General features: G+C 41.6%; 23 protein-coding genes. 9 read left to right on the forward strand and 14 right to left on the reverse strand.

The window, feature by feature from the left end; all coding sequences use genetic code 11:
* The first annotated feature begins 265 nt into the window (after positions 1 to 265).
* Entirely contained in the window at positions 266 to 484 is a 219-nt protein-coding gene (locus ACTQ9S_RS12910; RefSeq protein ID WP_068038123.1) for a DUF2788 domain-containing protein, read from the forward strand.
* On the opposite strand, the gene benE is transcribed toward ACTQ9S_RS12910, so the two are convergent.
* The 3 genes from benE to cmoA all read right to left on the reverse strand — a co-directional run bounded on the left by benE (position 481) and on the right by cmoA (position 3,663).
* Complete coding sequence (gene benE / locus ACTQ9S_RS12915; protein WP_068038126.1) at positions 481 to 1,680, reverse strand: benzoate/H(+) symporter BenE; 1,200 nt, start codon at positions 1,678 to 1,680, stop codon at positions 481 to 483. The two genes, ACTQ9S_RS12910 and benE, sit on opposite strands and share 4 nt — an antisense overlap.
* Before the next feature lie 100 nt (positions 1,681 to 1,780).
* Positions 1,781 to 2,827 carry a tRNA 5-methoxyuridine(34)/uridine 5-oxyacetic acid(34) synthase CmoB gene (cmoB, locus tag ACTQ9S_RS12920; RefSeq protein ID WP_440455159.1) on the reverse strand — a complete coding sequence of 349 codons (1,047 nt, stop codon included), beginning with the start codon at positions 2,825 to 2,827 and terminating at the stop codon, positions 1,781 to 1,783.
* Positions 2,828 to 2,889: 62 nt separating this feature from the next.
* Positions 2,890 to 3,663 (reverse strand): carboxy-S-adenosyl-L-methionine synthase CmoA, encoded by a 774-nt coding sequence (cmoA, locus tag ACTQ9S_RS12925; protein WP_068329580.1) that lies wholly within the window; start codon positions 3,661 to 3,663, stop codon positions 2,890 to 2,892.
* A 280-nt stretch (positions 3,664 to 3,943) separates the two neighbouring features.
* Between cmoA and msrA the strand changes: the two genes are divergently transcribed.
* The 4 genes from msrA to ACTQ9S_RS12945 all read left to right on the forward strand — a co-directional run bounded on the left by msrA (position 3,944) and on the right by ACTQ9S_RS12945 (position 7,785).
* Positions 3,944 to 4,465: a peptide-methionine (S)-S-oxide reductase MsrA gene (msrA, locus tag ACTQ9S_RS12930; RefSeq protein WP_440455160.1), complete on the forward strand. Its 522-nt coding sequence runs from the start codon at positions 3,944 to 3,946 to the stop codon at positions 4,463 to 4,465.
* A gap of 175 nt (positions 4,466 to 4,640) precedes the next feature.
* Positions 4,641 to 5,306 carry a thiopurine S-methyltransferase gene (gene tmpT / locus ACTQ9S_RS12935; RefSeq protein ID WP_440455161.1) on the forward strand — a complete coding sequence of 222 codons (666 nt, stop codon included), beginning with the start codon at positions 4,641 to 4,643 and terminating at the stop codon, positions 5,304 to 5,306.
* 68 nt (positions 5,307 to 5,374) lie between these two features.
* Positions 5,375 to 6,088: a DUF1499 domain-containing protein gene (locus tag ACTQ9S_RS12940; protein ID WP_440455162.1), complete on the forward strand. Its 714-nt coding sequence runs from the start codon at positions 5,375 to 5,377 to the stop codon at positions 6,086 to 6,088.
* A 254-nt stretch (positions 6,089 to 6,342) separates the two neighbouring features.
* The gene (locus ACTQ9S_RS12945; RefSeq protein ID WP_440455163.1) at positions 6,343 to 7,785 is read left to right on the forward strand and encodes a lytic murein transglycosylase; all 1,443 of its coding nucleotides are present in this window, start codon (positions 6,343 to 6,345) and stop codon (positions 7,783 to 7,785) included.
* 153 nt (positions 7,786 to 7,938) lie between these two features.
* On the opposite strand, the gene ACTQ9S_RS12950 is transcribed toward ACTQ9S_RS12945, so the two are convergent.
* The 4 genes from ACTQ9S_RS12950 to ACTQ9S_RS12965 form a co-directional block, all read right to left on the reverse strand.
* Positions 7,939 to 8,238 (reverse strand): hypothetical protein, encoded by a 300-nt coding sequence (locus tag ACTQ9S_RS12950; RefSeq protein WP_068038150.1) that lies wholly within the window; start codon positions 8,236 to 8,238, stop codon positions 7,939 to 7,941.
* Between the two features lie 360 nt (positions 8,239 to 8,598).
* Complete coding sequence (locus tag ACTQ9S_RS12955) at positions 8,599 to 9,660, reverse strand: DUF4062 domain-containing protein (RefSeq protein WP_440455164.1); 1,062 nt, start codon at positions 9,658 to 9,660, stop codon at positions 8,599 to 8,601.
* Between the two features lie 166 nt (positions 9,661 to 9,826).
* A complete protein-coding gene (gene murI / locus ACTQ9S_RS12960; RefSeq protein ID WP_440455165.1) occupies positions 9,827 to 10,795 on the reverse strand; it encodes a glutamate racemase in 969 nt (322 codons plus the stop codon).
* A 185-nt stretch (positions 10,796 to 10,980) separates the two neighbouring features.
* Positions 10,981 to 11,682 carry a DUF1285 domain-containing protein gene (locus ACTQ9S_RS12965; RefSeq protein ID WP_440455166.1) on the reverse strand — a complete coding sequence of 234 codons (702 nt, stop codon included), beginning with the start codon at positions 11,680 to 11,682 and terminating at the stop codon, positions 10,981 to 10,983.
* Positions 11,683 to 12,076: 394 nt separating this feature from the next.
* Between ACTQ9S_RS12965 and ACTQ9S_RS12970 the strand changes: the two genes are divergently transcribed.
* Positions 12,077 to 14,014 (forward strand): 4Fe-4S dicluster domain-containing protein, encoded by a 1,938-nt coding sequence (locus ACTQ9S_RS12970; RefSeq protein WP_440455167.1) that lies wholly within the window; start codon positions 12,077 to 12,079, stop codon positions 14,012 to 14,014.
* Positions 14,015 to 14,115: 101 nt separating this feature from the next.
* On the opposite strand, the gene ACTQ9S_RS12975 is transcribed toward ACTQ9S_RS12970, so the two are convergent.
* On the reverse strand, positions 14,116 to 15,612 hold the full coding sequence (locus ACTQ9S_RS12975) for an alanine/glycine:cation symporter family protein (protein WP_068038156.1): 1,497 nt from the start codon (positions 15,610 to 15,612) through the stop codon (positions 14,116 to 14,118).
* A 1,263-nt stretch (positions 15,613 to 16,875) separates the two neighbouring features.
* On the opposite strand from ACTQ9S_RS12975, the gene ACTQ9S_RS12980 reads away from it, so the two are divergent.
* The 3 genes from ACTQ9S_RS12980 (at position 16,876) to ACTQ9S_RS12990 (ending at position 19,730) form a co-directional block, all read left to right on the forward strand.
* Positions 16,876 to 17,136, forward strand: coding sequence for a DUF4212 domain-containing protein (locus tag ACTQ9S_RS12980; protein ID WP_068038159.1), 261 nt, complete (start codon positions 16,876 to 16,878; stop codon positions 17,134 to 17,136).
* 3 nt (positions 17,137 to 17,139) lie between these two features.
* The gene (locus ACTQ9S_RS12985) at positions 17,140 to 19,008 is read left to right on the forward strand and encodes a sodium:solute symporter family protein (protein WP_068038161.1); all 1,869 of its coding nucleotides are present in this window, start codon (positions 17,140 to 17,142) and stop codon (positions 19,006 to 19,008) included.
* 176 nt (positions 19,009 to 19,184) lie between these two features.
* Positions 19,185 to 19,730 (forward strand): hypothetical protein, encoded by a 546-nt coding sequence (locus ACTQ9S_RS12990; protein ID WP_350657338.1) that lies wholly within the window; start codon positions 19,185 to 19,187, stop codon positions 19,728 to 19,730.
* Here the strand turns inward: ACTQ9S_RS12990 and ACTQ9S_RS12995 are convergent.
* The 6 genes from ACTQ9S_RS12995 to ACTQ9S_RS13020 form a co-directional block, all read right to left on the reverse strand.
* Positions 19,727 to 20,332, reverse strand: coding sequence for a rhomboid family intramembrane serine protease (locus tag ACTQ9S_RS12995; RefSeq protein ID WP_068038167.1), 606 nt, complete (start codon positions 20,330 to 20,332; stop codon positions 19,727 to 19,729). The two genes, ACTQ9S_RS12990 and ACTQ9S_RS12995, sit on opposite strands and share 4 nt — an antisense overlap.
* A 51-nt stretch (positions 20,333 to 20,383) precedes the next feature.
* Positions 20,384 to 21,430 (reverse strand): 5'-nucleotidase, encoded by a 1,047-nt coding sequence (locus ACTQ9S_RS13000; RefSeq protein ID WP_068038170.1) that lies wholly within the window; start codon positions 21,428 to 21,430, stop codon positions 20,384 to 20,386.
* A 343-nt stretch (positions 21,431 to 21,773) separates the two neighbouring features.
* Positions 21,774 to 22,424 carry an IS1595 family transposase gene (locus ACTQ9S_RS13005; protein WP_440455168.1) on the reverse strand — a complete coding sequence of 217 codons (651 nt, stop codon included), beginning with the start codon at positions 22,422 to 22,424 and terminating at the stop codon, positions 21,774 to 21,776.
* Between the two features lie 44 nt (positions 22,425 to 22,468).
* A complete protein-coding gene (locus tag ACTQ9S_RS13010; protein WP_440455169.1) occupies positions 22,469 to 23,719 on the reverse strand; it encodes a TRAP transporter large permease in 1,251 nt (416 codons plus the stop codon).
* A 35-nt stretch (positions 23,720 to 23,754) separates the two neighbouring features.
* A complete protein-coding gene (locus ACTQ9S_RS13015; RefSeq protein WP_068038174.1) occupies positions 23,755 to 24,282 on the reverse strand; it encodes a TRAP transporter small permease in 528 nt (175 codons plus the stop codon).
* A gap of 21 nt (positions 24,283 to 24,303) precedes the next feature.
* Positions 24,304 to 25,362 (reverse strand): TRAP transporter substrate-binding protein, encoded by a 1,059-nt coding sequence (locus tag ACTQ9S_RS13020; protein WP_440455170.1) that lies wholly within the window; start codon positions 25,360 to 25,362, stop codon positions 24,304 to 24,306.
* Positions 25,363 to 25,739 lie beyond the last annotated feature (377 nt).

Here is a 25,739-nt window from a genome sequence, read left to right on the forward strand (position 1 = left end):
ATTGCTAATTGGCGATGATAAATTTGCCATGCTAATTGTAGCGTTCCTGTTGCCCCACTAATAGCGACAGTTTATACCAACTCACTTCCGCGTTATAATGACGGTTTGTATTGTACTCCTCTATTTACTGCTCGTTTATTTTATTTATCACTGCTTATTTTATAAGTGGTGACCCGCTTTCTTTGTTAGGGCGATTGTTACGAAAAGAAGCTATAGAATAATAGATATAAATAGAGGACACGTTACTACTTTATAGGATTATGCCATGTTTGCTATTGCTGCTAGTACCGTTACCAGTTGGGGACTGTACGTATTGCTACCCATATTTATTGCGTTTCTATTCTTTATTGTTTGGGATATTTCTAAAAAATCCGAAGCTGGTCGCGCTGGTACTTTTTGGATATTTTTAGCTTTGGGAGCAGGTTTTGTGGGCTTCTTGCTCAAGCTGCTATTAGAAGTCGCCTTTAAAAAGTGGCTGATCTAAGCCTTTATCGTTGACGAATGCATAATACGCTCTAATACATAATAGGCAATCATACCGATAAGCACACCCCAAAATACCGAGCTCAACCCTAGAAACTGCATACCAGATGCAGTGGCTAAAAAAGTAATCAAGGCCGACTCTCTTTGACTGTCATTTTTCATCGCAATATGAATATTAGCTGAAATAGCGCTAATTAGTGCAAGTCCTGCCAGCGCTGCAATCAACTCTTTAGGTAGCAGGCTAAATACCGCCACAATACTACCAGCGAACAAGCCTCCTAAGATATAAAAGATACCGTTGGCGATACCAGCAATATAGCGCCTGTCTTTACATTCATGTGCATCTTTTCCGGTACATAGAGCGGCAGTAATAGCGCCCAACGCAATGGTAATGCCACCGACGCAAGCGACTGCGATAGAAGCAACGCTAAAAACACTTACAATAGGTTTCGCTGGCGTGTCATAGCCACTCAATCTTAGGATAGCCATACCGGGCAAAAACTGTCCGCTTAAGCTGACAAGAATAAGCGGAAGCGCAAGGTTAAATACCGAGCGCCACGTCCATTCTGGCGATATGAATTTAGGTATGGTTATTGTCAAGTTAATATCGACAGGATTCATTTTGCCAAATAAAACACTCAATATAACGCCGCATGACAACACCCAAATCATGGTATATCGTGGTGAGAAACGCTTGGCCAACAAATAGCATGCCAGCATACTAAAGACAATGACAGGCATCGTGTCCGTCGCCACAAACAGATCCAAGCCAAATTGAAATAAAATACCCGCCATCATACCGGCAGCAATGCCGTTTGGAATCCATTTTAAGATTTTGTCAAAGGATCCAGTGATACCGACTAAAAAGATAACAACGGCGGAGATAATGTAAGCAGCGACCGCTTCATTGATGCTCATCTCTGGAAATAAAGTAACCAATAATGCCGTACCGGGCGCCGACCAACCAGCCACAATGGGCGTTTTGTATTTGATAGATAAATAAATACCAGGTATGGCAGCACCGATAGAGATGCCCCAAATCCAAGAAGCCATCATTGCATCGGATACTTGCGCTGCTTGCGCCGCCTGAAAAAATATAACCAACGGCCCTGCATAAGCGATAAGCACGGCCAAAAAACCTGCTACCGATGCTGATAACGACCAGTCATTTTTCAAAGTTTTTATTAAACTGGCCATATTGCGTCCTTGCAACTCAGCAGTAATCAGTCAGGGCGGTTATAGAAAAAGATATTGTATTGAGTATTAACGATCTGTCAGCAGCGACTTCTAATCAAATTTATTTCTTGGCAATGATGGTCGCACGCATCGGTGCAGGATAGCCTTCAACGGTCTTTGTAGAATCATTGGGATCCAAAAAATCTGCTAACGAGTGATAAGTCATCCATTCAGTTTTGCGCTGCTCCTCAGTCGAGGTCACTGCCACATCTACGCAACGCACGTCAGTGAACCCTGCTTTTTCCAACCAGCCGATTAAGGCCGCAACTGACGGTAAAAAAAATACATTATTCATCTGTGCATAACGGTCATGCGGCACCAGTACGGTATTGGCATCGCCTTCAATGACTAGAGTCTCAAGCACTAGCTCACCACCTTTTACCAGCTGCCCTTTGAGCTGTTGCAAATGCTCAAACGGTGACTGACGATGATAAAGCACACCCATACTAAATACGGTATCAAATAGCTGACTGTGCTCAGGCAAAGCTTCAAGCGGTACAGGAATATAATGGGTACGGTAGCGGCCTGTCTCATGAGCATCTGCCGTACCAACAAAATGACGAATCGCCATAAACTGATGGTAAAACAAGCAAGACGGATCAATGATAATAACCGTATCCGCACCAGCGCCTGCCATACGCCAACCGTGATAACCAGAGCCACCACCGACATCTAATACCCGCCGACCTTTTAATGTCCCCAAATGCGGTACAACCCGTTGCCATTTCCAATCACTGTGCCATTCGGTATCAATCTTAATACCTAACTCATCATCGCCAATCTGACCACCAATTTTAAACGGCCCTTTACGCCACGGCATTAGCTGCTTTAATAACGCTGTTGTTTGTTTGCGCTGAGAGTCATTAAGACTTGCCTCAATCGTCAAGACATCACTATCCAGATCGACAGTATTAACGGTTAGTTCTGGTAAACGCGCCACCGACGCTTGGTAAGCAGGCGCATGCGCATAGTTGGCTTTGTCTTTTATATCACCTAGCCATTTCGGCAATTGCGCCAGCCACTCATAAGCGCTTGGCTGCTGCTGCGCTAATGCGAGCAAGGTTAAATACAGTTCACGTTCGGCGTGGAGAATAGTGTCGTTAAGCATAAAAGCGGATTACCATGTTGATCGAAGGATATTATAAAAGACTATATTGCCAAGAATAGTTTTTATTTAAACGCCACAATAGAGACAAAGTTTAAGAACTGAAACCACGTAAGATGACGCTCAAAACCAACCTGTGTTAAACGCGCATGATGCTCGTCTAAGGTATCGGTAATAAGGACGTTTTCTAGCGCATTACGCTTGCCGCTGATTTCCATTTCAGTATAGCCATTGGCGCGTTTAAAATCATAATAACGCTCAACCAACCACGCATCGTATTGTTCATCAAAAGCATGGGTCTTTTCAGTCAGCACCAATATGCCGCCCTCGCTCAAGGCGTTATAGATATTCTCTAATACCGCCACCCTATCAGCAGCTGGTAAAAACTGTAAGGTTAAGTTTAAGATGACCATATCACATGGTTCAAGCTTGACATCGCGGATATCGGCAGTGATGACTTCAATGTCATGCTCAGGATAATTATCACTCAGTAAAGTAGTCGCTTCAGTCGTCATCGCTGGTGAGATATCAATCGCTTTAATCTGCAAATCTTGCGGCTCAAACTCGCCTGCCAACGTCATGCTTGCTGCACCAAGTGAGCAGCCCAAATCATAAATACGACTGACACGCTGACCGCTATCATCTTGTTGACGATACTTACAATGACGACGGGCGAATATGGGCAGCATCGCCAGCACTTGACCATAACCAGGGACACTGCGACGAATCATATCAGGGAAACAAGCCACCACTTGCTCATCGAAAGAAAAACGCGCGGCTTTATCGAGCGGTGTGGTAAATAAGGTGTCATGTTTGATAGCAGGCTTGGCTTGGCTCATGGTGCGACTCGTTTTTGATTTTTGGTTTCCATAATGGAACTTTGGTTGGGAAGTGTTCAGAAGATTCGATTGATACCATTAGCCCAGAGCAGACTAACGTAGCAAAAGCCCATTATAACATTACTGTTTGTTACTTATCGCGTTTGGCTCGCCTGTTAAGCTGATTAAGTAGAGCTAAGGGTAATAAATTATTGAAAGCAATAAGTAATTGAAAAATGAAAACATTGCAACCAAATAAAGACCTTAGCTCACCTTTATAGCAATAATAATAGGAAAAACTATGCAAACCATTATATTAGGCGGTGGCTGTTTTTGGTGCACCGAATCAGTATTTTTATCAGTAAAAGGTGTGCAATCTGTTGTCTCAGGTTATATGGGTGGCGACGCGGTATCTGCTAACTATGAAGCGGTCTGCAGTGGCAACACCGGACATGTTGAAGTTATCAATGTTGAGTTTGATGAATCCATCGTACCGTTAGAGGTAATACTCGATGTGTTTTTTGCCACCCATGATCCCACCACGATGGATCGTCAAGGCAATGATGTTGGTAGTCAGTACCGTAGCGTGGTGTTCTACACTGACGAAAATCAAAAACCAACCGTTGACCGTACCATCAATAAATTGCGCGATATGGGCGTCAATGTGGTCACAGAAGTACATCCTGCTGTTGAATTCTATCAAGCGGAAGAAACGCATCAAGACTTCTTTAACAGAAACCCAGGACAAGCTTATTGCAACTTTGCGATACCACCAAAGCTTGCCAAATTACGTAAAGAATTTAGTAAATACATGGTGAGCTAACCAATGGATTGAATAAGAAGTTATTCATTTATAACAAATTTCTAGCGTAGTATTTAATTAAGGCCAAATGCTTATTATATAAGTGTTTGGCTTTTTAATACCTTTAGCATTATCACTTAAAAGGTTATTATAAAAATAACTAATAATATAAACCTTAATGAATAAAGGCGAACGTATGAACCCTGAATTTTGGCAAACACGCTGGCAGGAGAAACGAATCGGTTTTAATCAGTCTGAAGTTAATCCATTATTAATGAAGCACTTTAACCATTTAAACTTGCCTGCTGGGAGCCGCATCTTTGTGCCTTTATGTGGTAAGTCCATTGATATGGTTTGGCTAGCAGCACAGGGCTATGATGTAATTGGCGTTGAATTGGTTGAGACAGCCGTACAAGAATTTTTTGCTGAGCAAAATATCTCCCCTACCGTCTATCAGCATCTAGATAATCCAGCCGTTAAATATTATCAGGGTCCGCTTGCAGAACAGACAGTCACGCTATGGGTCGCTGATATTTTTGCGCTGACAGCTGAAGATATCGGTGGCGTTGATGCGGTGTATGACAAAGCCGCATTAATTGCTTTGCCAGCCGATATGCGTCCACAGTATAGTGAGCAAGTACGGCAGCTAAGTCGCAATACTTCACAAATTTTACTAACGTTAAATTATGATCAAAATAAAAAGGATGGACCGCCATTTTCAATTAGTGGCCCACAAGTGCAGCAATATTACGGTAGCCATTATCAAATTACTGAGCTTGAAAGCGTCGTCGCAAGTTTACATTCAGCGCCAGAGTTGGCAGTGACAGAGCATGTTTGGCTGTTGAATAATAAACGTGATTAATTAGCGCCATGACTAAGCAATAATCAAATGATGGTTAAGCAGTGATTCAATCATAACGGAGAGATCTAATGAAAATTCTAGTTAGTATCGTAAGCTTAATCGCCTTTTTGCTGGTCGCATTACCAGGTCCGCTTTATAAATTTGGTCTTCTTGACTTAGGTACTGCATTTACAGGGTTCAAATTTGGCGTGTTTGCTGGCATCGCTGCACTTGTACTGCTGGGTATACAAGTGTTATTTAAGCGTGATACAGTCAGGCTTAGTAGCGCATTGACAGCAGTGGTACTTTCTGCGATTGCTATCATTATTCCGCTTAGCATGATGAATACTGCTAAAAGTGTACCGCCTATCCATGATATTTCGACCGATTTAATTAACCCACCTGAATTTGTGGCTATTGCCCCACTACGCGCTGACGCACCAAATCCTGCCGCATACGATGGCATTGAGACTGCAGAGCAACAACGTGATGCCTATCCTGAACTGCAAACACTAACCTATACGCAACCAAAGTCTGAACTAATGGAAGCTACCGAAAAAGCCGTCAATAATTTGGGCTGGGAGCTCGTAAATAATGATGCGAGCGCAGGTATCATTGAGGCCACAGATACTACGACATGGTTTGGCTTTCAAGATGATGTCGTCATACGTGTAACTGATGAAGGTAGCGAACGTCTGGTCGATATTCGCAGTAAATCACGGGTTGGCGGTAGCGATTTGGGCAAAAATGCAGAGCGCATTCGTACCTTTATTGAAGAGTTTGAGGGAGTTTTGGGGGAGTAGTTGGGTTTAAATATGAATAGCATTTTATTGACTCCAAACTATGTTTGGGGTTGATGTCAAAAACTATAACTGTGCTCTATCCAAAACCTTCTCCTAATCTCACACCTATATCAATCTATAGTAATTATTTATAGCCTTAGTACTTCGATACCTTTTCTTTATCGTTGATATTGGTTACTCTAAAGCACTATTGTCATACTATATTTTGAGCATCTTACCTTATCTGTCACACTTTACGTTTATAGGATATTTTCATGCGTTTGACTCCATTGTCCACTTTATCTTTATTGGCTGCTGCTATTGGCTTTAGTCTAGCCAGTACTGCCCAAGCCGCTCGACCAGAAGCACCAAATTTATCCAATACTGAATTTCAGCAATGTCTAGATGATTTAAAAAACTCAAGCAAATTCCGTGGAGTTAATAGCTCTACCTTTGATAATTATCGTCCCACTCAGCCTGACCCTAGTGTCATTCAGTCGTTAAACTATCAACCAGAGTTTCAAAAGGACGTCTGGGATTATCTATCAGTATTGGTAGATAAAGAGCGCGTAGAAGATGGTATTCGTGCCAAGCGCCAATGGGCAGATACTTTGCGTAGTATTGAATCACGTTATGGTGTTAAAGCAGAACACGTACTGGGTGTATGGGGCGTAGAGTCGAACTTTGGGCAGACATTAGGCAAAAAACCATTGTTTGAATCGTTGGCTACCTTATCTTGTTTTGATCGTCGTCAAAGCTACTTTCAAGGTGAATATGCCAACGCGCTCAAAATCGTACAAAATGGCGATATCGCACCAAACGACATGACTGGCTCGTGGGCAGGTGCTTTTGGGCAGACGCAGTTTATGCCAAGCACCTTTTTAGAGTTGGCCGTCGATTTTGATGGTGACGGTCATCGCGACTTAGTCAATAACGTGCCCGATGCGCTAGCATCTACCGCGAACTTCTTAGATAAACGCGGCTACCGTACCGGTGAGCCTTGGGGCTACGAAGTCAAATTGCCTAACGGATTTTGGGCAGCATCCAATCGTAAAGATAAAAAGTCGATGAGCCACTGGCGCAATCAAGGTTTAACGCTGGCTAATGGCAACTCGTTACCTTCTGATCTTAGCAGTGCAGGTTTGTTACTTCCTGCTGGTATTGAGGGTCCTGCATTTTTAGTGGGTAAAAACTTCGATACTTTTTATTCATATAACGCTTCAGAAAACTACGCGCTTGCGATTGCCCATCTATCTGATTTGATTACTAGCGAAAACAGCAGTAAAACTGACTTTATAACGGCATGGCCAACGGATGACCCAGGTATCAGTCGTCAGCAAGCCAAAGATATCCAACAAGCCTTATTAAATGCTGGTTATGATATTGGCGGTGTCGATGGCATCATTGGGGATAATACTCGTACCGCTATACAGCAGTATCAATCTAGCCGTGGTATTTTCCCAGCTGACGGACGTGCAGGGCAAAAGTTCCATCGCCAAATCATGCAAGGTCATGTTCAACCAGGAAGCTCTCGACCTTCTATGCCAGCACCCGCTGATCGTATGGGTCAGCTGATTCAACAGCAGACGACGATTACCCCAAGTAATCCTTCATATGCATCACCGAGCCAGCCTGCAACCTCAAGTAATGTCCGCTATCGTCGTGTAGTCGGTATTGATGGCGTAACGCGCTTAGTCAGAGTCGATGAAGGCTCATAATTGCAAATAGTAGATTAATATTATTTTCGTTTAATTATTCAGTTTAGTCACAAAAAAGCCACGCTAATGATAGCGTGGCTTTTTTATATTTTTTGGTTGCTAGGAGACTTGTGCAAAGATACCTACCTAATAATGTTGATACTTAAGCAACGTTTAAACGATAGGTGGTGGATTCGGTTTGCCGTTGTCGCCATCCCAGTTGTCGCGAGCTTTTTCATCTAAGTCAGCTGGCGTTTTTGGCTCCCACTTACCATTTTCTTTCCAAGTTGCATCGCCCCAATCATTATCTTCCTCTTTTCTATCCAAGTCCTTATAGGCTTGACTAGGATCAATGCCGCGACGTTTCATGTCTGCCACTTGCTCTTCTAATGTACGAAACTGATCGGCATCATGCATAGCTTTTTCTAGGCCATCAATTTCATGATTTAGCTCATCATGTTTAGAGTTAGTCATTACGCTCTCCTTTAATAGTTTAAAATATTTGGTTCAATATGCAAAATTCCACAAAATCATTTTTTATAGATATATTATAAAAACGCTTTTTTATAAGTTTGCTTTATTTATAAAGGTTATTCGCGTCGATCAATCTGTTTGCTAACAGATTAACCTTATCTACTACCCTATTATCGCCAGTGTATAATAGATTAACAACCGCTGACACGTATGCTTTGTATTACAAAACGTAGTCTGTCATTGTCTATCATAGACAACGATAGCACTTACTGATTTTGTCGGCTAAATACTATGAAAGGCAAACATTAATAATGCATTTATATGAATAATTTAACGTACAGAGTAGATTAGTAGATTTACTTACTGTTGGTTCTCTTCAAATAGCTTTTTGGCATAGAAAGTTAGCTTCCATAATTCTTGCGACGTTCTTGCACCTGAAGCTGTCAATTGAATCCAATTCGCAGCAATTAATAGGTTCTGTAATTTGTTTAAGTCATCTTGAGCAATTTGACAGCGCGAGACTGCATGAACATTGGGCATCTTTTTTTTGATATCTTTATCTGCCTTAACAGCGATTAAGCGATTTAGACAGCCTTGTAAACCGTGGCTGGAAAAAGCCCCAGGCATTCGTACCAGCGCATGTAACACTTGTTCCCAAGTCAGACTCGTTGTCATTGTAATATCGCTTAAGTTACCACCCTCATAAGCTTGAGCACTGTACTTCATATCGAATTTTTCTAATAGATTAATTGATTGCGTTACGTTATCCGTCACATCATCGCTTTCAGTTGGCGGGCTAATGAGATTGTCGGTAGGATTATAGGATTTACGAATTACGTCAGTAGGAGTACCCGTTTCTAGCGTAGAGCCTTGCTGAGTTAAATTACTCTGTATGAGAGGCTCTTTAATATCATCTGCTTTTACCCAGCTTGGTCTCAGATTCCATTTAGCAGCTACATTGTTATAAGCGGTCTTGAGAAGCTCATCGATATTAGTACTGTCATCATAATAATAGACATCTTCTACTTGTTGCTCGACCAGACGGGTAAAATCATGCAGTTGACGACCCGTGTCAATATCGTGACTTTGAGATTTAATAAAAATGAGCATGGGTTTGAGCTTCGCTTTAGCACTCAAATAGCTCAGATGCATTTGGCTGACCCCTAAATTCTGTGTCGTGCCATAGCTGTCACCTACAATAACGACCGTATGATCGCAAGAGTCAATACATTGCCGCCCATATAAAGAGGCTTGCGGCAGTCTAGGCGAAATATCATAAGTTAAAAACGCGCGCGATTGAAAAAACACTGCCAAACCGTCTAATATTAACGGCTGCTCATGGGCTACGCATATTATATGAACGTGATAGCGACGACTTTGCAATATAACCTCTACAACGACAATGATAGTAATGACAGTCAAAAGCGCCTAAACAACTTATTTTTTACAAACTTTAACCTAGCACAATCTTAGCAAAATACAGGCAGTTTGTGAGTGCTTTATGTCAATTATTCTAATAGTGAATTATTCTGATAATGATAGTATGGTGAACTGCTATAAATTAATGTACGAAGACTCAGCCTAACAATCAAAGCATATACTGGATTTGTGTTTGCACCCCTAAAAGACGCGTTATCAACCTATCCAGCTTATCATCATGTTTAGTTGCATAAAAAATCAGTGGCGGTCTTTCGTTATTATGAGTCGTTACTGAAACCTTGGCTTGAGCTAATAGGTTTTTTTCAGCAAGCAAAGACTGTACACGTGCGGCGATGGCCTGTCCTGAGTCTACCACTTGTATGGCTAATTGCTGCGCTTTAATCTCATTAATCAAAAACTCTTTAAAAAAAGGATAATGAGTACACCCTAACACTAGGTAATCGACCCCAACATGCGCAAAACATTGTACTTGTTGTCGTAAACGTTGCGCGACCTCAGATGTCTCTGGCATTCCAGACTCTACCCACGGCACCAGCTGCGGATCAAAGTATTTGGTTACTTGAGTACCATTGGGCATCGCAATATTAGTAATAACTTGATTGAGCAATGTTCCATCTAAAGTAGCTTTGGTAGCCAGTACTGCCACATGACCACTATTGCTAGCTATTATAGCAGGCTTGAGTGCTGGTACTAAACCAACAATAGGAAGGTTTGGATAATGGCGACGTGCCGCTTCTAGCCCATGAGCAGAAGCACTGTTACAAGCAATAACGATGAGTTTACAGCCTCTTTGGTATAGCCATTCTACTGCTACTAGTGTCAGTTTTTCAATATCTTGGCTATCACGATTGCCATACGGTACGTGCAGAGTATCAGCATAATAAATATAACGTTCAGCAGGCAGCTGCTGTGCTAAATGCAGATAAACAGAAAGACCACCTATCCCTGAGTCAAATAGACCAATCGGTGCCGAGCTAGTTTTACTGTTAGCTATATTCGCTGACCTGCCTTTGCTAACCAAAAGACTGTCATCAACAAAGGGTTTATTGATAAATGCTCTATCATTAGCAGAGAGTCTATACGTTATTGAAGGCGAGACGGAATCGGCAGTACTCATAGGATAGTACTGCCATTATGGTATATTTTATAATTGAGATATTGCCTAGTAGGCTGGATATATTGGTTCACAGTGTATTGCCATGCAATTTAGTAAAGGAGGACTATAAAACATACCTATTTTAAAACATGCTAGCGTTTAGCACACAGTTTTGTACATTAATTCATGCTACAAAAAGTGAAGAATTAGCTATCAGGCATTAATAGTTGATAAGACTTGCCACCACTTTCTAAAATGAGTATCACTTCATCGTTCTGCTCTGTCAACTTACCAATTTCTGTTAAGTGATAAAACGTATTACGACCGATGAGGGCCGTTAAGTCGTTACGAACAAGCATATAAGGACGCACTTGCTCTTTTGCAATATCTTCTTGAGCTACGGTTGGCTTATAAGAGCGTAGTTCAATAGGGTGCTCGTTATCTAGACGTACCACATCACCAGTCGTGGTTGTAAACTCTAACCAGCTTACTCCATTCTCAGTGAAAATGCCCACATCATTAATCAATAACGGTACATCTTCAACTTGAATGCGCAACTTTTGCACTGGAGTCTTTAAAAAATACTCACAAGTACCATTACTCTCTTCTTTCCACAAAATAGTCGCAAATAGACTCACCAATGACTGCCGGGTCACCAAGCCACCTTCGTGCCACCATTCGCCATTGGCCTTAATGACCAAATCCATATCAGCAACCTGCTCTGGATGCCACTCATCAAGAGGTGGTATAGAACGTCCTTGACGCGTACCGGCTGAAGACTTTAAGTAGTTACTAAGGGAATCTAAATTGCTAAAATCTTGGGTGGTTCCACTATTATTTACGTTGTCAGCTATAGAACTACTTGCTAAATTGCCAGTTTCAACACCATCATTTATATTACTACTCATAGCGTTATTTCCTAATATTAGTCAGAGTTTGGCAACGACAGCATTACTATTAATTTTAGTTTCGGGTATGATAAAACGATTAGACTTTGTATGCTCATCGTATTAGTCTTACCTTAACACCGATATCTATAAATGCGTATCGTGTTTGTAGGACTTTTCTTTTATAATGAGTAACGATTTTTTATTAAAATGATGATAGGTATGTCGTTTTAATCATCCCTTACTATGTTGTTCATTAATATGATCTCAATGACGATATTGTCGATTAATGCCGCAAAGACAGTTTTTATCGGGCAGCCACATGTCTGAGAGGTAACCGTGTCGCAAGCCATATTATTTAATTGCGCCCCCAATGATACCCATAGACAAGCCACTATAGAGTTTAGGAGTAGGTATGCAAGAGCAAGATAAACAAACGCCAGTCGTTGATGCTGATATCGTCAATACTGACACGCCAGCAACTGTAGACACCACCAAACCAGATACATCGAATCCAGATATGACAAAACCAGAGTCCACAGAAGCGACTCAAGAAGTTGTTGAAAATACTCCCGCTGAAGAGATTCCAGCCGAAACTGTTGTAGCTGAAGAAGCGGTTGAAGAAGAAGCCGTCGAACACAACCCAGTTGACAAAGCACCTGCTGAAACAGCCCCTGAGCCTGCTCCAGTAGAGCCCGAAATTGAGCGCGAATCAATGGAGTTTGACGTAATTGTCGTAGGTGGCGGACCTTCTGGTCTATCAGCGGCTATTCGTTTAAAGCAGTTGGCTATCGAAGCGGGCAACGATGAGTTTATGGTATGTGTCGTCGAAAAAGGCTCTGAGTTTGGTGCGCATATTTTATCTGGTGCTGTTATTGAGCCACGCGCCTTGGATGAGTTAATACCTGACTGGAAAGCCAAAGGCGCGCCTTTAAATGTGCCAGCGATTGAAGATCGTGTCTATATGCTTGGTTCTGCGACCAAAAGTACCAAACTTATGGATTCAATCATCCCAGCTAGTATGCACAATGAAGGCAACTATATCGTCTCGCTAGCTAATGTCGTACGCTGGCTCGCTGAGCAGGCCGAAGAGCTAGAAGTCATGATGTTCCCAGGCTTCCCTGCTTCTGACATCCTATATAATGATGATGGCTCAGTAAAAGGCATATTGACGGGTGATATGGGCGTTGCAGCTGACGGTGAAGCCAAGTCTAGTTTTGAGCCGGGTTATGAGTTACTGGCCAAATATACTATTTTTGCTGAAGGCTGCCGTGGTCACCTTGGTAAGCGCTTAATCAGCCGATTTGGTCTTGATAAAGATTCTGACCCACAGCACTATGGTATTGGTCTAAAAGAGCTATGGGAAGTGACACCAGATAAGCATGAGCAAGGTGTGGTCATGCATGGCTCAGGTTGGCCATTAACTGATACTGGTTCTACTGGCGGCTGGTGGTTGTACTTTGATGAAAACAACCAAGTCAGCTTTGGTATGGTCATCGATCTGTCCTACTCCAACCCATATATGTCACCGTTTGATGAAATGCAGCGCCTCAAACTGCATCCGCTCATTCGCAACGTTTTAGAAGGTGGTAAGCGTATCTCTTATGGGGCACGCGCTTTAACCAAAGGTGGCCTTAACTCTTTACCGAAATTCACTTTCCCAGGTGGTGTACTTGTCGGTGATGATGCTGGCTTCTTGAATCCTGCGAAGATTAAAGGTACACATACCTCTATGAAGTCAGGCATGCTCGCTGCTGAAGCTATTTTCGAAGCATTAAAGGCCGACCGTCAGCATGATGATGTAGTCGCCTACAGCACTATGTATAGAGAGTCATGGCTGTATCAAGATAACTATGAAGCACGTAACTTTGCTCCTGCCATGCACCGTATGGGTCAATGGATGGGCGGGGCCTTTAACTTTATCGACCAAAATATTCTACGTGGCAAGATGCCATTGACTATTCATGATAACTTAAAGGATTACGATCAGCTCGATCGTGCGGCCCATGCCTATCAGCCAGTTTATCCTAAGCCTGATGGTAAGCTGGTGTTTGATAAATTATCGTCAGTATTTATCTCTAACACTAACCATGCAGAGAACCAGCCAACGCATTTAAAGTTAACGGATCCTACTGTACCTGTTTCTATTAATCTACCTTTGTATGCTGAGCCAGCGCGTTTATACTGTCCAGCTGGTGTCTATGAAGTGGTAAAAGATGCTGAAGGCGCTAAGTTTGTCATCAATGCGCAAAACTGCGTGCATTGTAAAACTTGCGATATTAAAGATCCTTCACAAAACATCACATGGGTAACGCCAGAAGGCGGCGGCGGTCCTAACTATCCAAACATGTAAACCATTATTGATATAGATATAGCTTAATAAAAAACCGCTCTTAATAATAAGGGCGGTTTTTTTAATGCTCATACATTCATTTGATAACTTAATGACAAAGGCTAATCGGTCCAAGCATCGCGATTAGCTTCGTCTTTTAACTTCACAAAGTCATCAGGATTGAATTTGATCTGATCACCCGTTTTGCCTTCTTTGACTTGACGCTCATAGTCGCGCAATATTCTTAGTGCCACAGGTGACAAAATTAGAATAGCTATTAAGTTGGTCAAGGCCATAAGACCCATTGATAAGTCAGCAAAGTTCCATATCGCTGGTAGGCTAGCAATTGCACCAACGAACACCATACCTAAGACCATGAAGCGGAATATCATAATCATCACTTTGGCATTTTTGGCGCCAGAGATGAATTCAAGATTTGACTCGCCGTAGCTATAATTGGCGATAATTGACGTAAATGAGAAAAAGAAAATAGCAATCGCGACGAATATAACACCCAAATCACCAACATATTGCGATAGTGCCAACTGAGTCAGCTGGATACCTTCTTGCTCAACATTAGGATCGACCACGCCAGATAAGATAATGATTGACGCAGTTGCAGTACAAATTATTAACGTGTCCATAAAGACACCCAACATTTGCATAAACCCTTGTACTGCTGGATGGTCAGGATGACTTTTCGCAGTCGCCGCAGCGTTAGGTGCTGAACCCATACCTGCTTCGTTAGAGAACAAACCACGCTTGATACCGTTAATCATAGCCTGAGCAATACCATAACCAATCACCCCACCTGCTGCTTGTTCAAAACCAAATGCTGACTTCACAATCAAGGCAATCGCTGCTGGGAATTGGCTAAAGTTAGTAACGATAATAAATAGTGCTAATAAGATATATAAGATAGCCATTACTGGTACGATTTTACCCGCGATACGCGCAACCGAACGTAAGCCACCGAATACTACTGGTGCTACCAATACTACCAATACGATACCCGTCATCCACGTTGGAATACCGAAAGCTTCATTAGTTGCCTGTGCGATGGTGTTTGACTGCACACCATTAAAAGCTAAACCGAAGGCGACTAGCAAACATAACGAGAAAAATATCGCCAGCCAGCGCTTACCTAAGCCTTTCTCAATATAATAAGCGGGTCCACCGCGATAAACATTGTCATTATGTGGTACTTTATATGCTTGCGCTAGGGTTGACTCGATGAAGCTGGTCGACATCCCGACGATCGCAGTCATCCACATCCAAAACACAGCCCCTGGCCCACCAAGATAGATAGCAATCGCTACCCCTGCCAAGTTACCAGTACCAACACGCGCTGCAAGAGACGTCATTAAGGCCTCAAAGGAGCTGATACCACCATCTTTGCGTCCTTGGTTAGAGACACGTAACAACTTCCACATGTGTCCAAAGTGTCGAAACTGAATAAAGCGTGTGGCAATAGTAAAATAAAGACCAGCACCAATTAGTACGAACATTAACAGCCCATACCAAGGGTTATTAACAATCAACCAATCATTGTTACCCCAAATTATACTAACACCATAATTTACGATGCTATTAAACAGACCTGCTATCCCTTCACCCATTTTTTCACCTTCATTTCATATATTAGTGATGCTTTGAATCACATCGTAAACTTGTATTTTCTACCTACTGATTCTGTACTTATTATTTCCACACCAAAATCTATAGAGCAACTACATGAACAACTAGTAATACGAAGGTTATTTTCGATCATTTTTCAAAGCGTCTCATATCCTTACATACACAATAACTGCACATAGCACTTCTGTATTTGTATTTTAACTTACTATGATGGTTTTAGCTCTTTTACTCTATTCAGCCAAAAGATGACGGATCTAAACTAGAATAAGATTTCTTAGCTATTCAATGAATTTCTTTAGATTGTCGGTGTTTAAAGGCCTACTATCAATCTGTATTATATTTTTCAATTTTTTATTTATAATATAAATGGCATATAATGAATATAATCATTAATATATTTATGGAATTTTAAGACTTTTAACCTAAAACGATAGATTGACAATCACTATCAGCGTTATTTTTGGTGTAGATTGAGTTAAATTTCTGTTAAATAAACATTTAGTTACAATAAGTAATTTAAATTTACTTATTGTTAATTACACAAATTTTGTATATATTCCTAATAAGTTTATGACTATCCAGTTTAGTACTAGGTCAACGTCTATGTTTGTTTGACTGGTATAGCCAATATAATACTCTTATTTATTTAAGATAATTCGTATATACATATCCACTTATTGTAATAAACATTAACTGCACATACAAAATTTAATTGGCTCAAATGATTAGATTTAATAATTAAACTTAATAATAAAAACAATATTTATCTTAGGGCAATAAACCCCTATAGAACTTAGTTTGAATTCTTATCTTTAGATATTTTAGACTTAGATTGAAAGATTTCTTACAAATAACGTCGTCAGGAAGACGAGATAAAGAAAACAGCGGAACGTTATACCACATATACCTTCCTCTATGAATACAACCAACCTATTTATAATGTTACTCAGTATCTACAATATTAAATTTAGTACCTTACAATCTATTTTCAGTGGTATCGAGCCAGTTGCTATTATTTCTTACAAGGCTTTAGTCTTATAAAAGATAGTGTAAAACTTGCTCATGTTGTTAGTAACTTTTGATTATTGATACTAGTTGATCATTCTGTTTTAGTTGTTTATGCCGTATGGCTTTATAATTACGATATAAACAATACTGCCTTAGATGGTATACGCTAAACCAAAGTGACTTGTTAGGCTCCAATCAATAATCTTGTATTTATGTCAGGCAAAAGGAGTTGTCCTATGGAGAACCACAACGATCCATCCGGTTATTGGCGCGCCAATATTCGTCTTATCTTAGGTAGCCTATTTATTTGGGCACTATGTTCTTATGGTTTTGCTATTCTTTTACGTCCTCTCTTAGCAGGTATCAAAATTGGTGGTACTGATTTAGGCTTTTGGTTCGCTCAACAGGGGTCTATTGGGGTATTTATCATCTTAATTTTCTTTTACGCTTGGCGTATGAATAAGTTAGATAAACAATATGGCGTAGACGAGGAATAGAGCATGAGTCAATTTACGATTAATATTATTTTTGTAGGTCTATCCTTCGCTTTATACTTCGGTATTGCTATCTGGGCGCGCGCAGGTTCAACTAGTGAATTTTATGTTGCTGGCGGTGGCGTACATCCGGTCGTTAACGGTATGGCAACAGCTGCTGACTGGATGAGTGCTGCGTCATTCATTTCAATGGCAGGTCTTATTGCTGCTAGTGGTTATGGCGCTTCTACCTATTTGATGGGTTGGACAGGTGGTTACGTTCTATTGGCCATGCTCTTAGCACCTTATCTACGTAAGTTCGGCAAATTTACCGTCCCTGACTTCATCGGTGACCGCTTTTATTCGAAGACTGCTGCTATGATTGCAGTCGTTTGCTTGATTGTCGCATCAACCACTTACGTTATTGGTCAGATGACTGGTGCTGGCGTTGCTTTCTCACGCTTCTTAGAAGTTGAAAACACAACTGGTCTGATCATTGCGGCAATCGTTGTATTCTTCTATGCCGTATTAGGTGGTATGAAAGGGATTACATACACGCAGGTTGCGCAATATGTGGTTCTAATGATTGCTTATACCATCCCTGCGGTGTTTATCTCACTTGAATTGACGGGTAACCCGATTCCAGGCCTTGGTTTGTTCTCAAACCATGTCGAATCAGGTATCCCTATTTTGACTAAGCTTAACCAAGTCGTTACCGACTTAGGATTTGCCTCTTATACGGCTGATGTTCCTAACAAATTGAATATGGTACTGTTTACTTTATCTCTAATGATAGGTACAGCAGGTCTACCACACGTTATCATTCGCTTTTTCACTGTACCTAAAGTGGCTGATGCACGTTGGACAGCAGGTTGGACACTAGTATTCATCTCGTTATTGTACTTTACTGCTCCAGCAGTAGGTGCTATGGCACGTCTAAATTTGATCGATACAGTTTATCCACAAGGTGTGGCTGAAGCGCCTTTAGAATATGATCAACGTCCAGATTGGATGAGAACGTGGGAAGATACGGGTCTCATTAAATACAACGATCTGAACAATGACGGTCGTATCCAGCTATATAGCGATAGTGGACTTGGTGCAGCTCAGCTAGCATTGAACACTGCCGAAGCTGAAGGTGGCGATGTTGCAGCAGCAACTACAGCCGTTGCAGAAGCACAAGCAGCACATGATCTAGAAGTCGATGGTCGCTTTGCAAATGCAGGTTGGGCTGGTAACGAGCTTGATGTAAATGCTGATATCTTAGTACTCGCTAACCCAGAAATCGCGAATCTTCCACCATGGGTTATCGGTCTTATCGCTGCAGGTGGTCTAGCAGCAGCACTATCAACAGCAGCTGGACTACTACTTGCTATTTCATCAGCGATTAGTCATGACTTGATCAAACGTAACCTAAACCCAAATATCACTGATGCACAAGAGCTAAAATATGCTCGTATCACCATGGGTGTAGCGATCGTAGTAGCTACTTATCTGGGTATTAATCCACCAGGGTTTGCCGCACAGGTGGTGGCACTGGCCTTTGGTATTGCAGGCGCATCACTATTCCCTGTACTAATGATGGGTATTTTCTCTAAGCGTATTAACAATCTAGGCGCTATCGCTGGTATGTTGACAGGCTTAATTACTATCTTAGTGTATATCTTTGTCTTTAAAGGTTGGTTCTTCATTAGTGGTACTGCTAACTTCCCTGATACTGAAGAGTATTGGTTGTTTGGTATTTCACCATTATCATTTGGTGCGGTTGGCGCCTTACTTAACTTTATCGTAGCGTTCGCTGTATCTTACGCTACTGCGCCACCACCAGCCCATATCCAAGAGTTGGTTGAGAGCGTACGTTCTCCACGTGGCGCTGGCGGTGCTGTTGATCACTAATTGATTAATTAATAATCTTAGCTGCTAGACATATCGTTTATAGTTATATCTATCACTCACAGGCAGCAGCTGCTTGTGAGTGATTTTTTTATCTCATATTTATAATAAATAATTTTAGGTTTTTAATTTATTAAACGTGTTTAATTAAACGTGCCTATCGCATTAAGGAAGATTTTATGCTTTTTGAGTTTATCGCTACCATCGCTGCTGCATTTGGTATGGCTGGTTTAGCACTAGTTATAACTCATCTCAGTAAACTGGCTGGCAAACGCGCACCAAAATGGCTGATTCCTTTATTTGCCGCTATTGGTATTTTTGGCTTTCAAATACATCAAGAGTATAACTGGTACGATCAACAAGTGAGTAAGCTACCTGCAGGTGTGAACGTTGTCAAAACAGCTGAAAGTACAGAATGGTTCCGTCCATGGTCTTATGCTAAACCACAGATATTACGCTTTATAGCAGCAGATACTGGTAATGCCAGCGTACAAGTAGATAATCCAAATGTATATTTGGTTAATTTATATCTGTTTGAAAGACGTAGAAGTGTGCAAAAGATTGCACAAGTCGTAGACTGCAACACTCCTGCACGTGCAGATTATGTGCTACCAGAGAAAGGTAGCAAGCTTACAATTGATGAGCATGTAAAAAAGACTACTGCATGGCGAGAATTGGCGACAGATGATCCGTTATTTATTAGTTTGTGCTCAAATAAAGTCTAATAACGATCACTCATACTTGTATAAGCATGCTTTGAGTTCGCTCCTAGCAGTAAACCGGCGCATAAACCACCGAAGTGCGCCGCAAATGAGATACCAGATTGTGGCATTAAGCCTTGCTTGATAGTGAGCCAATAGCCTGTTCCCATGATAATGCATGCAAGCAAATATCCCCAACGCCGAGCAAATACTGCCCCTCCTATCATGTAACCAAGCATAGCGAAACAAAGCCCTGATGCGCCGATATGAATGGATAATGGTGAGCCAATGATCCAAGTCACTAACCCCGAAGCGACGATCAGCTTTAGAACCGTGCGATAGGCATTATTTTCAAATAGACCAAACAAAAACAAAATCTGTAATAACGTTAACGTATTGCCTAATAGATGGGCGAAATTTCCGTGCATTGTCCATGAGGCAAATACACCGATCATACTGCCTATATCTAATGCACGTGGCACGATACCGAAAATGTTCCACATACCAAATAGGGCAACTTTATTCAAAAAAAACATGCCCCACATCGGCACTAGTACAAACGCATATAAACCAACAACCTGCTTAAGCCGAACCATAACCAACGTTAATAATTGTCGCCAATTCATCTCTTATCTTTTCCTTTAGTCTTTATTGCTCTAGATTGAAACATTTTCATATTATTGGTCTACTAAAGAAGAAGGATGCTGCACAGGTGTAAAAGACAGCGATGAAGCATCTTTACTGGCCGTTAAATAGCTGTTAGCGTGTAATAACGACTCTGAATGATAAGGCACCAATGCTGTAGGCACAAAGCTACGCGCAGCATCGATATGCTGAATAGAATCATCAAAAAAGATATGGGGCGCAAAGGTTTTGAGTACTGCTGTCTTTTCAAGCCCTCCTAAAAAAAATGCCATATCGACATCTACTCCCCACTCACGTAGCGTCTTGATAGCTCGCAAGTCGGCAGGTGCATTACGTGCAGTGACTAGTGCAATCTTTATCGGACAATGATGTAGTCGTGCTGGTAGTCGTTCTTGTAAGCTTGAGAGCTTAATTAACAACTCAGCATATGGGCCTTTCTCAATAGGCAAATCATGCATTTGTGCTTCACGTTCATGAAAAGCACGTAACCCTTTTTGCTTATATAGTAACTCCCCTGAATCATCAAACAGCACTGCGTCACCATCAAAAGCAATACGCAGCTGTTCAGTGTCAAGCTCATAGGTATTTACAGGAGTCGCATCAAGTATTGCACAAGCACAGATATTAGCATCTGCAACTTGCTGGGCATCATCACGATTGGTTGTCAAAAACAAATCAACGTTGAAATCAGCAATATAGGGGGCGACTGGACTACCCGAAATAAAAGCTGAGCGCGATATATTTAATTTATATTCACGAATAGCGTTTAATACTTGAATACCAGTATCAGGGCTACTTTTAGAGACAATAACTACTTCAACTAGAGGTGCTTCGATGTCTAAATCTGTGTGCTGACGACTATATTGATTTAGATTAAGCAATGCCTTAATGAGCGGATATCCTGCACCAATACTTAAATCGTCGTTCTCACGTGCTGCCATATAATCACGAAATTCTTTAACAGCAGTATTAGGTCGCTGCTGCAATAATTGTAATAAATGAGTTTCTGATTCTGATAGATCAAATAACGCGGTTGCAGAGATTGCAACTATCAGAGTATTACTAAAATCAACTGCCATGAGGGTCTCTACTTATAATGTTTTTATACATTCAAAACTCCAAGTATCCAGTTTACTACATCTTCTATGTTCTTATAATCATAAGAACTGATACAGCAATACAATGTAGTTAGTAAGTTTAAAGTAATAAATACGGTTAACTATCTGCTCTAACGTTTATTTTAATCTTATGCGGCATCAGCTGAGTAAATGACTTTATAGTGAATCCACAAAAAAGCCATATTGTTATTGCAACAATATGGCCGAAAAACACAATTTGATTCTAAAGGCTTATACTTACCTACTTATACTTATCTACTCAGTCTATCTGCGTCATTAATCTTTAAGGGGCTGTCCTAGATAACTAGTTCAGTTCCTTTTTAACCCATTGTTTTAGCTGACGTAATTGACGTTTCGGATCACTGTAGTTAAAACGCCACTCACATTCCTTTAAAAACAGATGAAAATGCTCTTTTGGGACGCCATTATATTTACGCATATGACGCTTTGCTTGACTCCAAAAGTTCTCTATTCCGTTAATATGATTACTGTCTTGTACAAACTCTTTTGAATGATTAATGCGATAATGGGTAAACGCACTGACATCAAGTGCGTTGTAACTTCTAAAGGAGTCCGTGTAAACGATACTATCAGGCTTTACTTTCTCTCTTATAATAGGGATTAAGGTATCAGCTCTGGCATCAGGGATGATACAAGCATAGACACTACCATTGCGCTTAAGCAGTCCAAAAACAGGAACTTTGTTACCAGCACCGCGACCACGTTTGCCTTTGCGTCTGCCGCCAAAGTAGCTCTCATCAACTTCTATTTCGCCTTCTAGAAGGCCTGGCTCCTGACTATTTTCATAAATCAATAGTCTTAGCCTGTGAAAGTAATAGCTAGCTGTTGTTTTATTAACACCCACTAAGCTTGCTGCTGTTCTTGCGGTAGAACCGGCAACAAATAGTTCGATAAGCTTAGTTTGTTTGTACCAACTTAATCTACTCTTTCTCATATGACTATCCTAGATTATTTTACTTATCTAGGACAGCCCCATCTTTAATTCAACAACACTAAAGAGATAGCTGGGAAAGCGACTAAAATCACCAAGCGAATCACATCAGAGACAATGAAGGGCGCCACCCCACGGAACATATCAGACAGCTTAATATGTGGCGCCATCGCCTTAATCACAAAGATATTCATTCCCATCGGCGGCGTAATCAGGCCAAGCTCCACCGTCAATACCGCAATGATACCGAACCAGACTGGATCATAGCCGAGCGCTAAAATGATCGGGAACACCACTGGAATGGTAATCACCAGCATCGCTAGGGCATCCATAAACAGCCCAAGCAAGAAGTACATAAATAAGATGCAGATGAGAACAATCATCGGACTAACTGCCAGTCCCCCGATCCATGTCGCTAATGAATAAGACAGGCGCGAGACTGAGACAAAGTAGCCGAGTGCTTCTGCCCCCAGCAGCATAAAGAACACCACCGCAGACAGTGCTAAGGTTTCAATCAATGACTGCTTGAGCCCTTGCATACGCATGCCTTTGGCCGCAGCATAGGCCCAAGAGACAAAGGCGCCGACTGCTGCCCCTTCGGTTGGGGTAAACAGACCAAAGAAAATACCGGCAATAATGACGATAAAGATAAAGCTAAAGGGGATCAAACCTGTCAGTGATAACAGTTTGGCTTTCCAAGAGGTTGGCTCTCCGCGACGGGCTAAATGCGGTTTCCAGCGCACCATAATCATGACAGTGATTGAGTACATCACCATCCCAAGCATGCCAGGCAGGAAGCCTGCGATAAACATGTCACCGACTGACTGCTGGGTTAGGATGGCATAGACCAGTAAGGCAATACTGGGCGGGATCATGATACCGAGCGTTCCACCCGCGGCTAAGATGCCGCAGGCAAAGCCTGGCTGATAGCCGTACTTCTCCATTTGCGGTAAGGCCACTTTGGTCATGGTAGAGGCGGTAGCTAGGGATGATCCTGAGATGGAGGCAAAGATGCCGGAGGAGCCAATACCGGCAATCCCTAGGCTGCCTCTAACGCCGCCAAAGATGGTGCGGGTGGCTTCAAAGAGTTTGCCGGCCATACCAGAATGGGTGGCAAAGACCCCCATCAATATAAATAAAGGAATGGCACTAAAGTCGTACTTTGCTAAGACGTCGACGGGGATGTCTTTGAGCATTTGCAAAGCGCCCCCTGTGGAAGTAACGGCGCCAAAGCCGACCAGGCCAACACCAAGCATGGCAAGTGCCACGGGGACACGGACCACGACCAGCAGGATCATGACAAGTAAGCCGATGGCTCCGATAGTTTCTGGACTCATGCGCCTGTCTCCTCGGCGTCAAAGAACTCGCCCGTTTTAAAGATGTTGATGGATTCAATTAGTGAGCGTATGGCCAGCAGTAGACTTAAGAAGGCGCTGATGGCGTAGATGGGCATCATGGAGATGCGCAGGTCTTGGGTGACTTTGCCGTATTCTATGGCGTCAATGGCGCTTTCATACAGTCCCCAAGTGAAGACGATGCCGATAATAAAGAAGCCCATCATAAAGGTGCCCATCATGTAGCCTTTCATGGCTTGGGACATTTTTTGGGTAAAGACGTCGACGATGATTTGTGAGCGTTCGACAAAGGCGGCAAAGGCGCCAAGGAGCGCAAACAACATGAAGTAGGAGACGATCTCGACGCTGCCTTTGACGGTAAAGCCAAACTCACCGCCCGTAAGCTTAAAGACATAGCGGGCAATGACGTCTAGCATGGTGGTTAAGACGATGATGACCAGACTGACGCCACCAATAAACTGGCACAGTCTGGAGATGAGGGTGCTGATTTTGATTAAAAATGCCATAAGGGGACTGCCTTTAATGGGTTAAACTTTGCAGGCGGCACTGGCGGCTTTGGCTTTTTCATAAACACCATCGGCATCCAAGCCTAAAGCATTGACATCAGCAAGATATTTCTGTGTTCCTTTTTCAAGCGGACCTTTCCAGTCAGGATCGTTAAGTGGATCAGGGATTTCGACAATTTCATCACCTTTATCTCTAGCCGCTTGTATTGCCATCTGATCATGCTTGTCAAATACTTCACCGACTTTATTGGTAAGTGCCATACCTGAGTTTTTATCAAGAACCTTTTTCAAATCATCTGGCAGACTTTCATATTTGTCCTTATTCATAGTGACCATAAGAGCTGAACTATAAAAGGGAATATTAGTATGATACTTCGTTATTTCATCAATTTTGAAAGCTGTGACTGCCTCCCAAGGGAAACTCAAACCATCAACAACACCACGTTGTAAAGAGGTATACATGTCATTAGCAGGTAACCCTACAGGTGAAGCGCCAGCACTTTCAATAATGTCACCAGCAACTGCAGAAGGACGACGGATACGCATACCCTTCATATCTGCTGGTGTACGAATCAACTTGTCTGTAGTATGCAGAGAGCCAGGTCCAGCACCATACATAAATAATAGATGCGAATCTTCATATTCACCAGCAAGCGTCCCATCATCATATAAGGTTTGTAACATACAGCCCATTTGAGTGGCTGAATTAGATAAACCAGGAAGCTCAGTAATCTGAGTTAGAGGGAAACGACCATTAGTATAGCCATGTGCTTGCGAACCAATGTCTATCGTACCTTTGGCAGCAGATTCATAAGTCACATCGGCTTTAGCAAGACCAGCTGATGGATACAACTCAACTTTTAGACGGCCATTAGAATCTGTTTCTATTTGTTTAGCCCAAGGCTCAAATACTTCTGTACTAATAGAAGATGTAGCTGGCCAAAAATGTGAAAAACGCAGAACAGTAGTTTCTTCAGAAGCAGCTGATGAAGTATCAGCATTATCAGACGTTTGATTAGAACAACCAATAAGACTCATGGCTGCCAATGCACCTATTGAAAAAAGAGGAGCTAACTTCATTATCAATTCCTTTTGATAATCACGTGAAAGGGAGTAAGACTTTATATTTAATAACCAATTAATTATAAAACTCTGTTTGTAACACTATTAAGAGTTTATTCGAAATCCATTACATAAACAATACTTTCCTATAACGTTACGAGATACTTGTTATAGCTTATAAATAAAAATACTCTTTAAAATTATCAGTTATAATGATATAAGTCAAATCATTTTAGCTGAATAATCGAAGTATCCCATAAAATTAAATAGACATAATCAGTTTATTTTTTTAAACTCGATATGTAATCATTGGATATAATTAGGTTTTTAAATAATAGAAGCTAGGAATAAAAGCCAAACAAAGAAACCCCCCCAACGAATTAACGTTGGGGGGG

The sequence above is a fragment of the Psychrobacter sp. ASPA161_9 genome, assembly GCF_051970275.1.
In the GTDB taxonomy this organism is placed as follows: Bacteria; Pseudomonadota; Gammaproteobacteria; order Pseudomonadales; family Moraxellaceae; genus Psychrobacter.

Bases quoted from the DNA above. Each gene is read 5' to 3' on its own strand.
- benE (WP_068038126.1), bottom strand. From the start codon at position 1,680: ATGGCCAGTTTAATAAAAACTTTGAAAAATGACTGGTCGTTATCAGCA.
- ACTQ9S_RS12995 (WP_068038167.1), bottom strand. From the start codon at position 20,332: ATGAATTGGCGACAATTATTAACGTTGGTTATGGTTCGGCTTAAGCAG.
- ACTQ9S_RS12945 (WP_440455163.1), top strand. From the start codon at position 6,343: ATGCGTTTGACTCCATTGTCCACTTTATCTTTATTGGCTGCTGCTATT.
- ACTQ9S_RS13015 (WP_068038174.1), bottom strand. From the start codon at position 24,282: ATGGCATTTTTAATCAAAATCAGCACCCTCATCTCCAGACTGTGCCAG.
- tmpT (WP_440455161.1), top strand. From the start codon at position 4,641: ATGAACCCTGAATTTTGGCAAACACGCTGGCAGGAGAAACGAATCGGT.
- cmoA (WP_068329580.1), bottom strand. From the start codon at position 3,663: ATGAGCCAAGCCAAGCCTGCTATCAAACATGACACCTTATTTACCACA.
- ACTQ9S_RS12965 (WP_440455166.1), bottom strand. From the start codon at position 11,682: ATGAGTAGTAATATAAATGATGGTGTTGAAACTGGCAATTTAGCAAGT.
- ACTQ9S_RS13005 (WP_440455168.1), bottom strand. From the start codon at position 22,424: ATGAGAAAGAGTAGATTAAGTTGGTACAAACAAACTAAGCTTATCGAA.
- ACTQ9S_RS12940 (WP_440455162.1), top strand. From the start codon at position 5,375: ATGAAAATTCTAGTTAGTATCGTAAGCTTAATCGCCTTTTTGCTGGTC.
- ACTQ9S_RS12950 (WP_068038150.1), bottom strand. From the start codon at position 8,238: ATGACTAACTCTAAACATGATGAGCTAAATCATGAAATTGATGGCCTA.
- ACTQ9S_RS12985 (WP_068038161.1), top strand. From the start codon at position 17,140: ATGAGTCAATTTACGATTAATATTATTTTTGTAGGTCTATCCTTCGCT.
- msrA (WP_440455160.1), top strand. From the start codon at position 3,944: ATGCAAACCATTATATTAGGCGGTGGCTGTTTTTGGTGCACCGAATCA.
- ACTQ9S_RS13000 (WP_068038170.1), bottom strand. From the start codon at position 21,430: ATGGCAGTTGATTTTAGTAATACTCTGATAGTTGCAATCTCTGCAACC.
- cmoB (WP_440455159.1), bottom strand. From the start codon at position 2,827: ATGCTTAACGACACTATTCTCCACGCCGAACGTGAACTGTATTTAACC.
- ACTQ9S_RS12975 (WP_068038156.1), bottom strand. From the start codon at position 15,612: ATGGGTGAAGGGATAGCAGGTCTGTTTAATAGCATCGTAAATTATGGT.
- ACTQ9S_RS12910 (WP_068038123.1), top strand. From the start codon at position 266: ATGTTTGCTATTGCTGCTAGTACCGTTACCAGTTGGGGACTGTACGTA.
- ACTQ9S_RS12970 (WP_440455167.1), top strand. From the start codon at position 12,077: ATGCAAGAGCAAGATAAACAAACGCCAGTCGTTGATGCTGATATCGTC.
- ACTQ9S_RS12990 (WP_350657338.1), top strand. From the start codon at position 19,185: ATGCTTTTTGAGTTTATCGCTACCATCGCTGCTGCATTTGGTATGGCT.
- ACTQ9S_RS13010 (WP_440455169.1), bottom strand. From the start codon at position 23,719: ATGATCCTGCTGGTCGTGGTCCGTGTCCCCGTGGCACTTGCCATGCTT.
- ACTQ9S_RS12980 (WP_068038159.1), top strand. From the start codon at position 16,876: ATGGAGAACCACAACGATCCATCCGGTTATTGGCGCGCCAATATTCGT.
- ACTQ9S_RS13020 (WP_440455170.1), bottom strand. From the start codon at position 25,362: ATGAAGTTAGCTCCTCTTTTTTCAATAGGTGCATTGGCAGCCATGAGT.
- murI (WP_440455165.1), bottom strand. From the start codon at position 10,795: ATGAGTACTGCCGATTCCGTCTCGCCTTCAATAACGTATAGACTCTCT.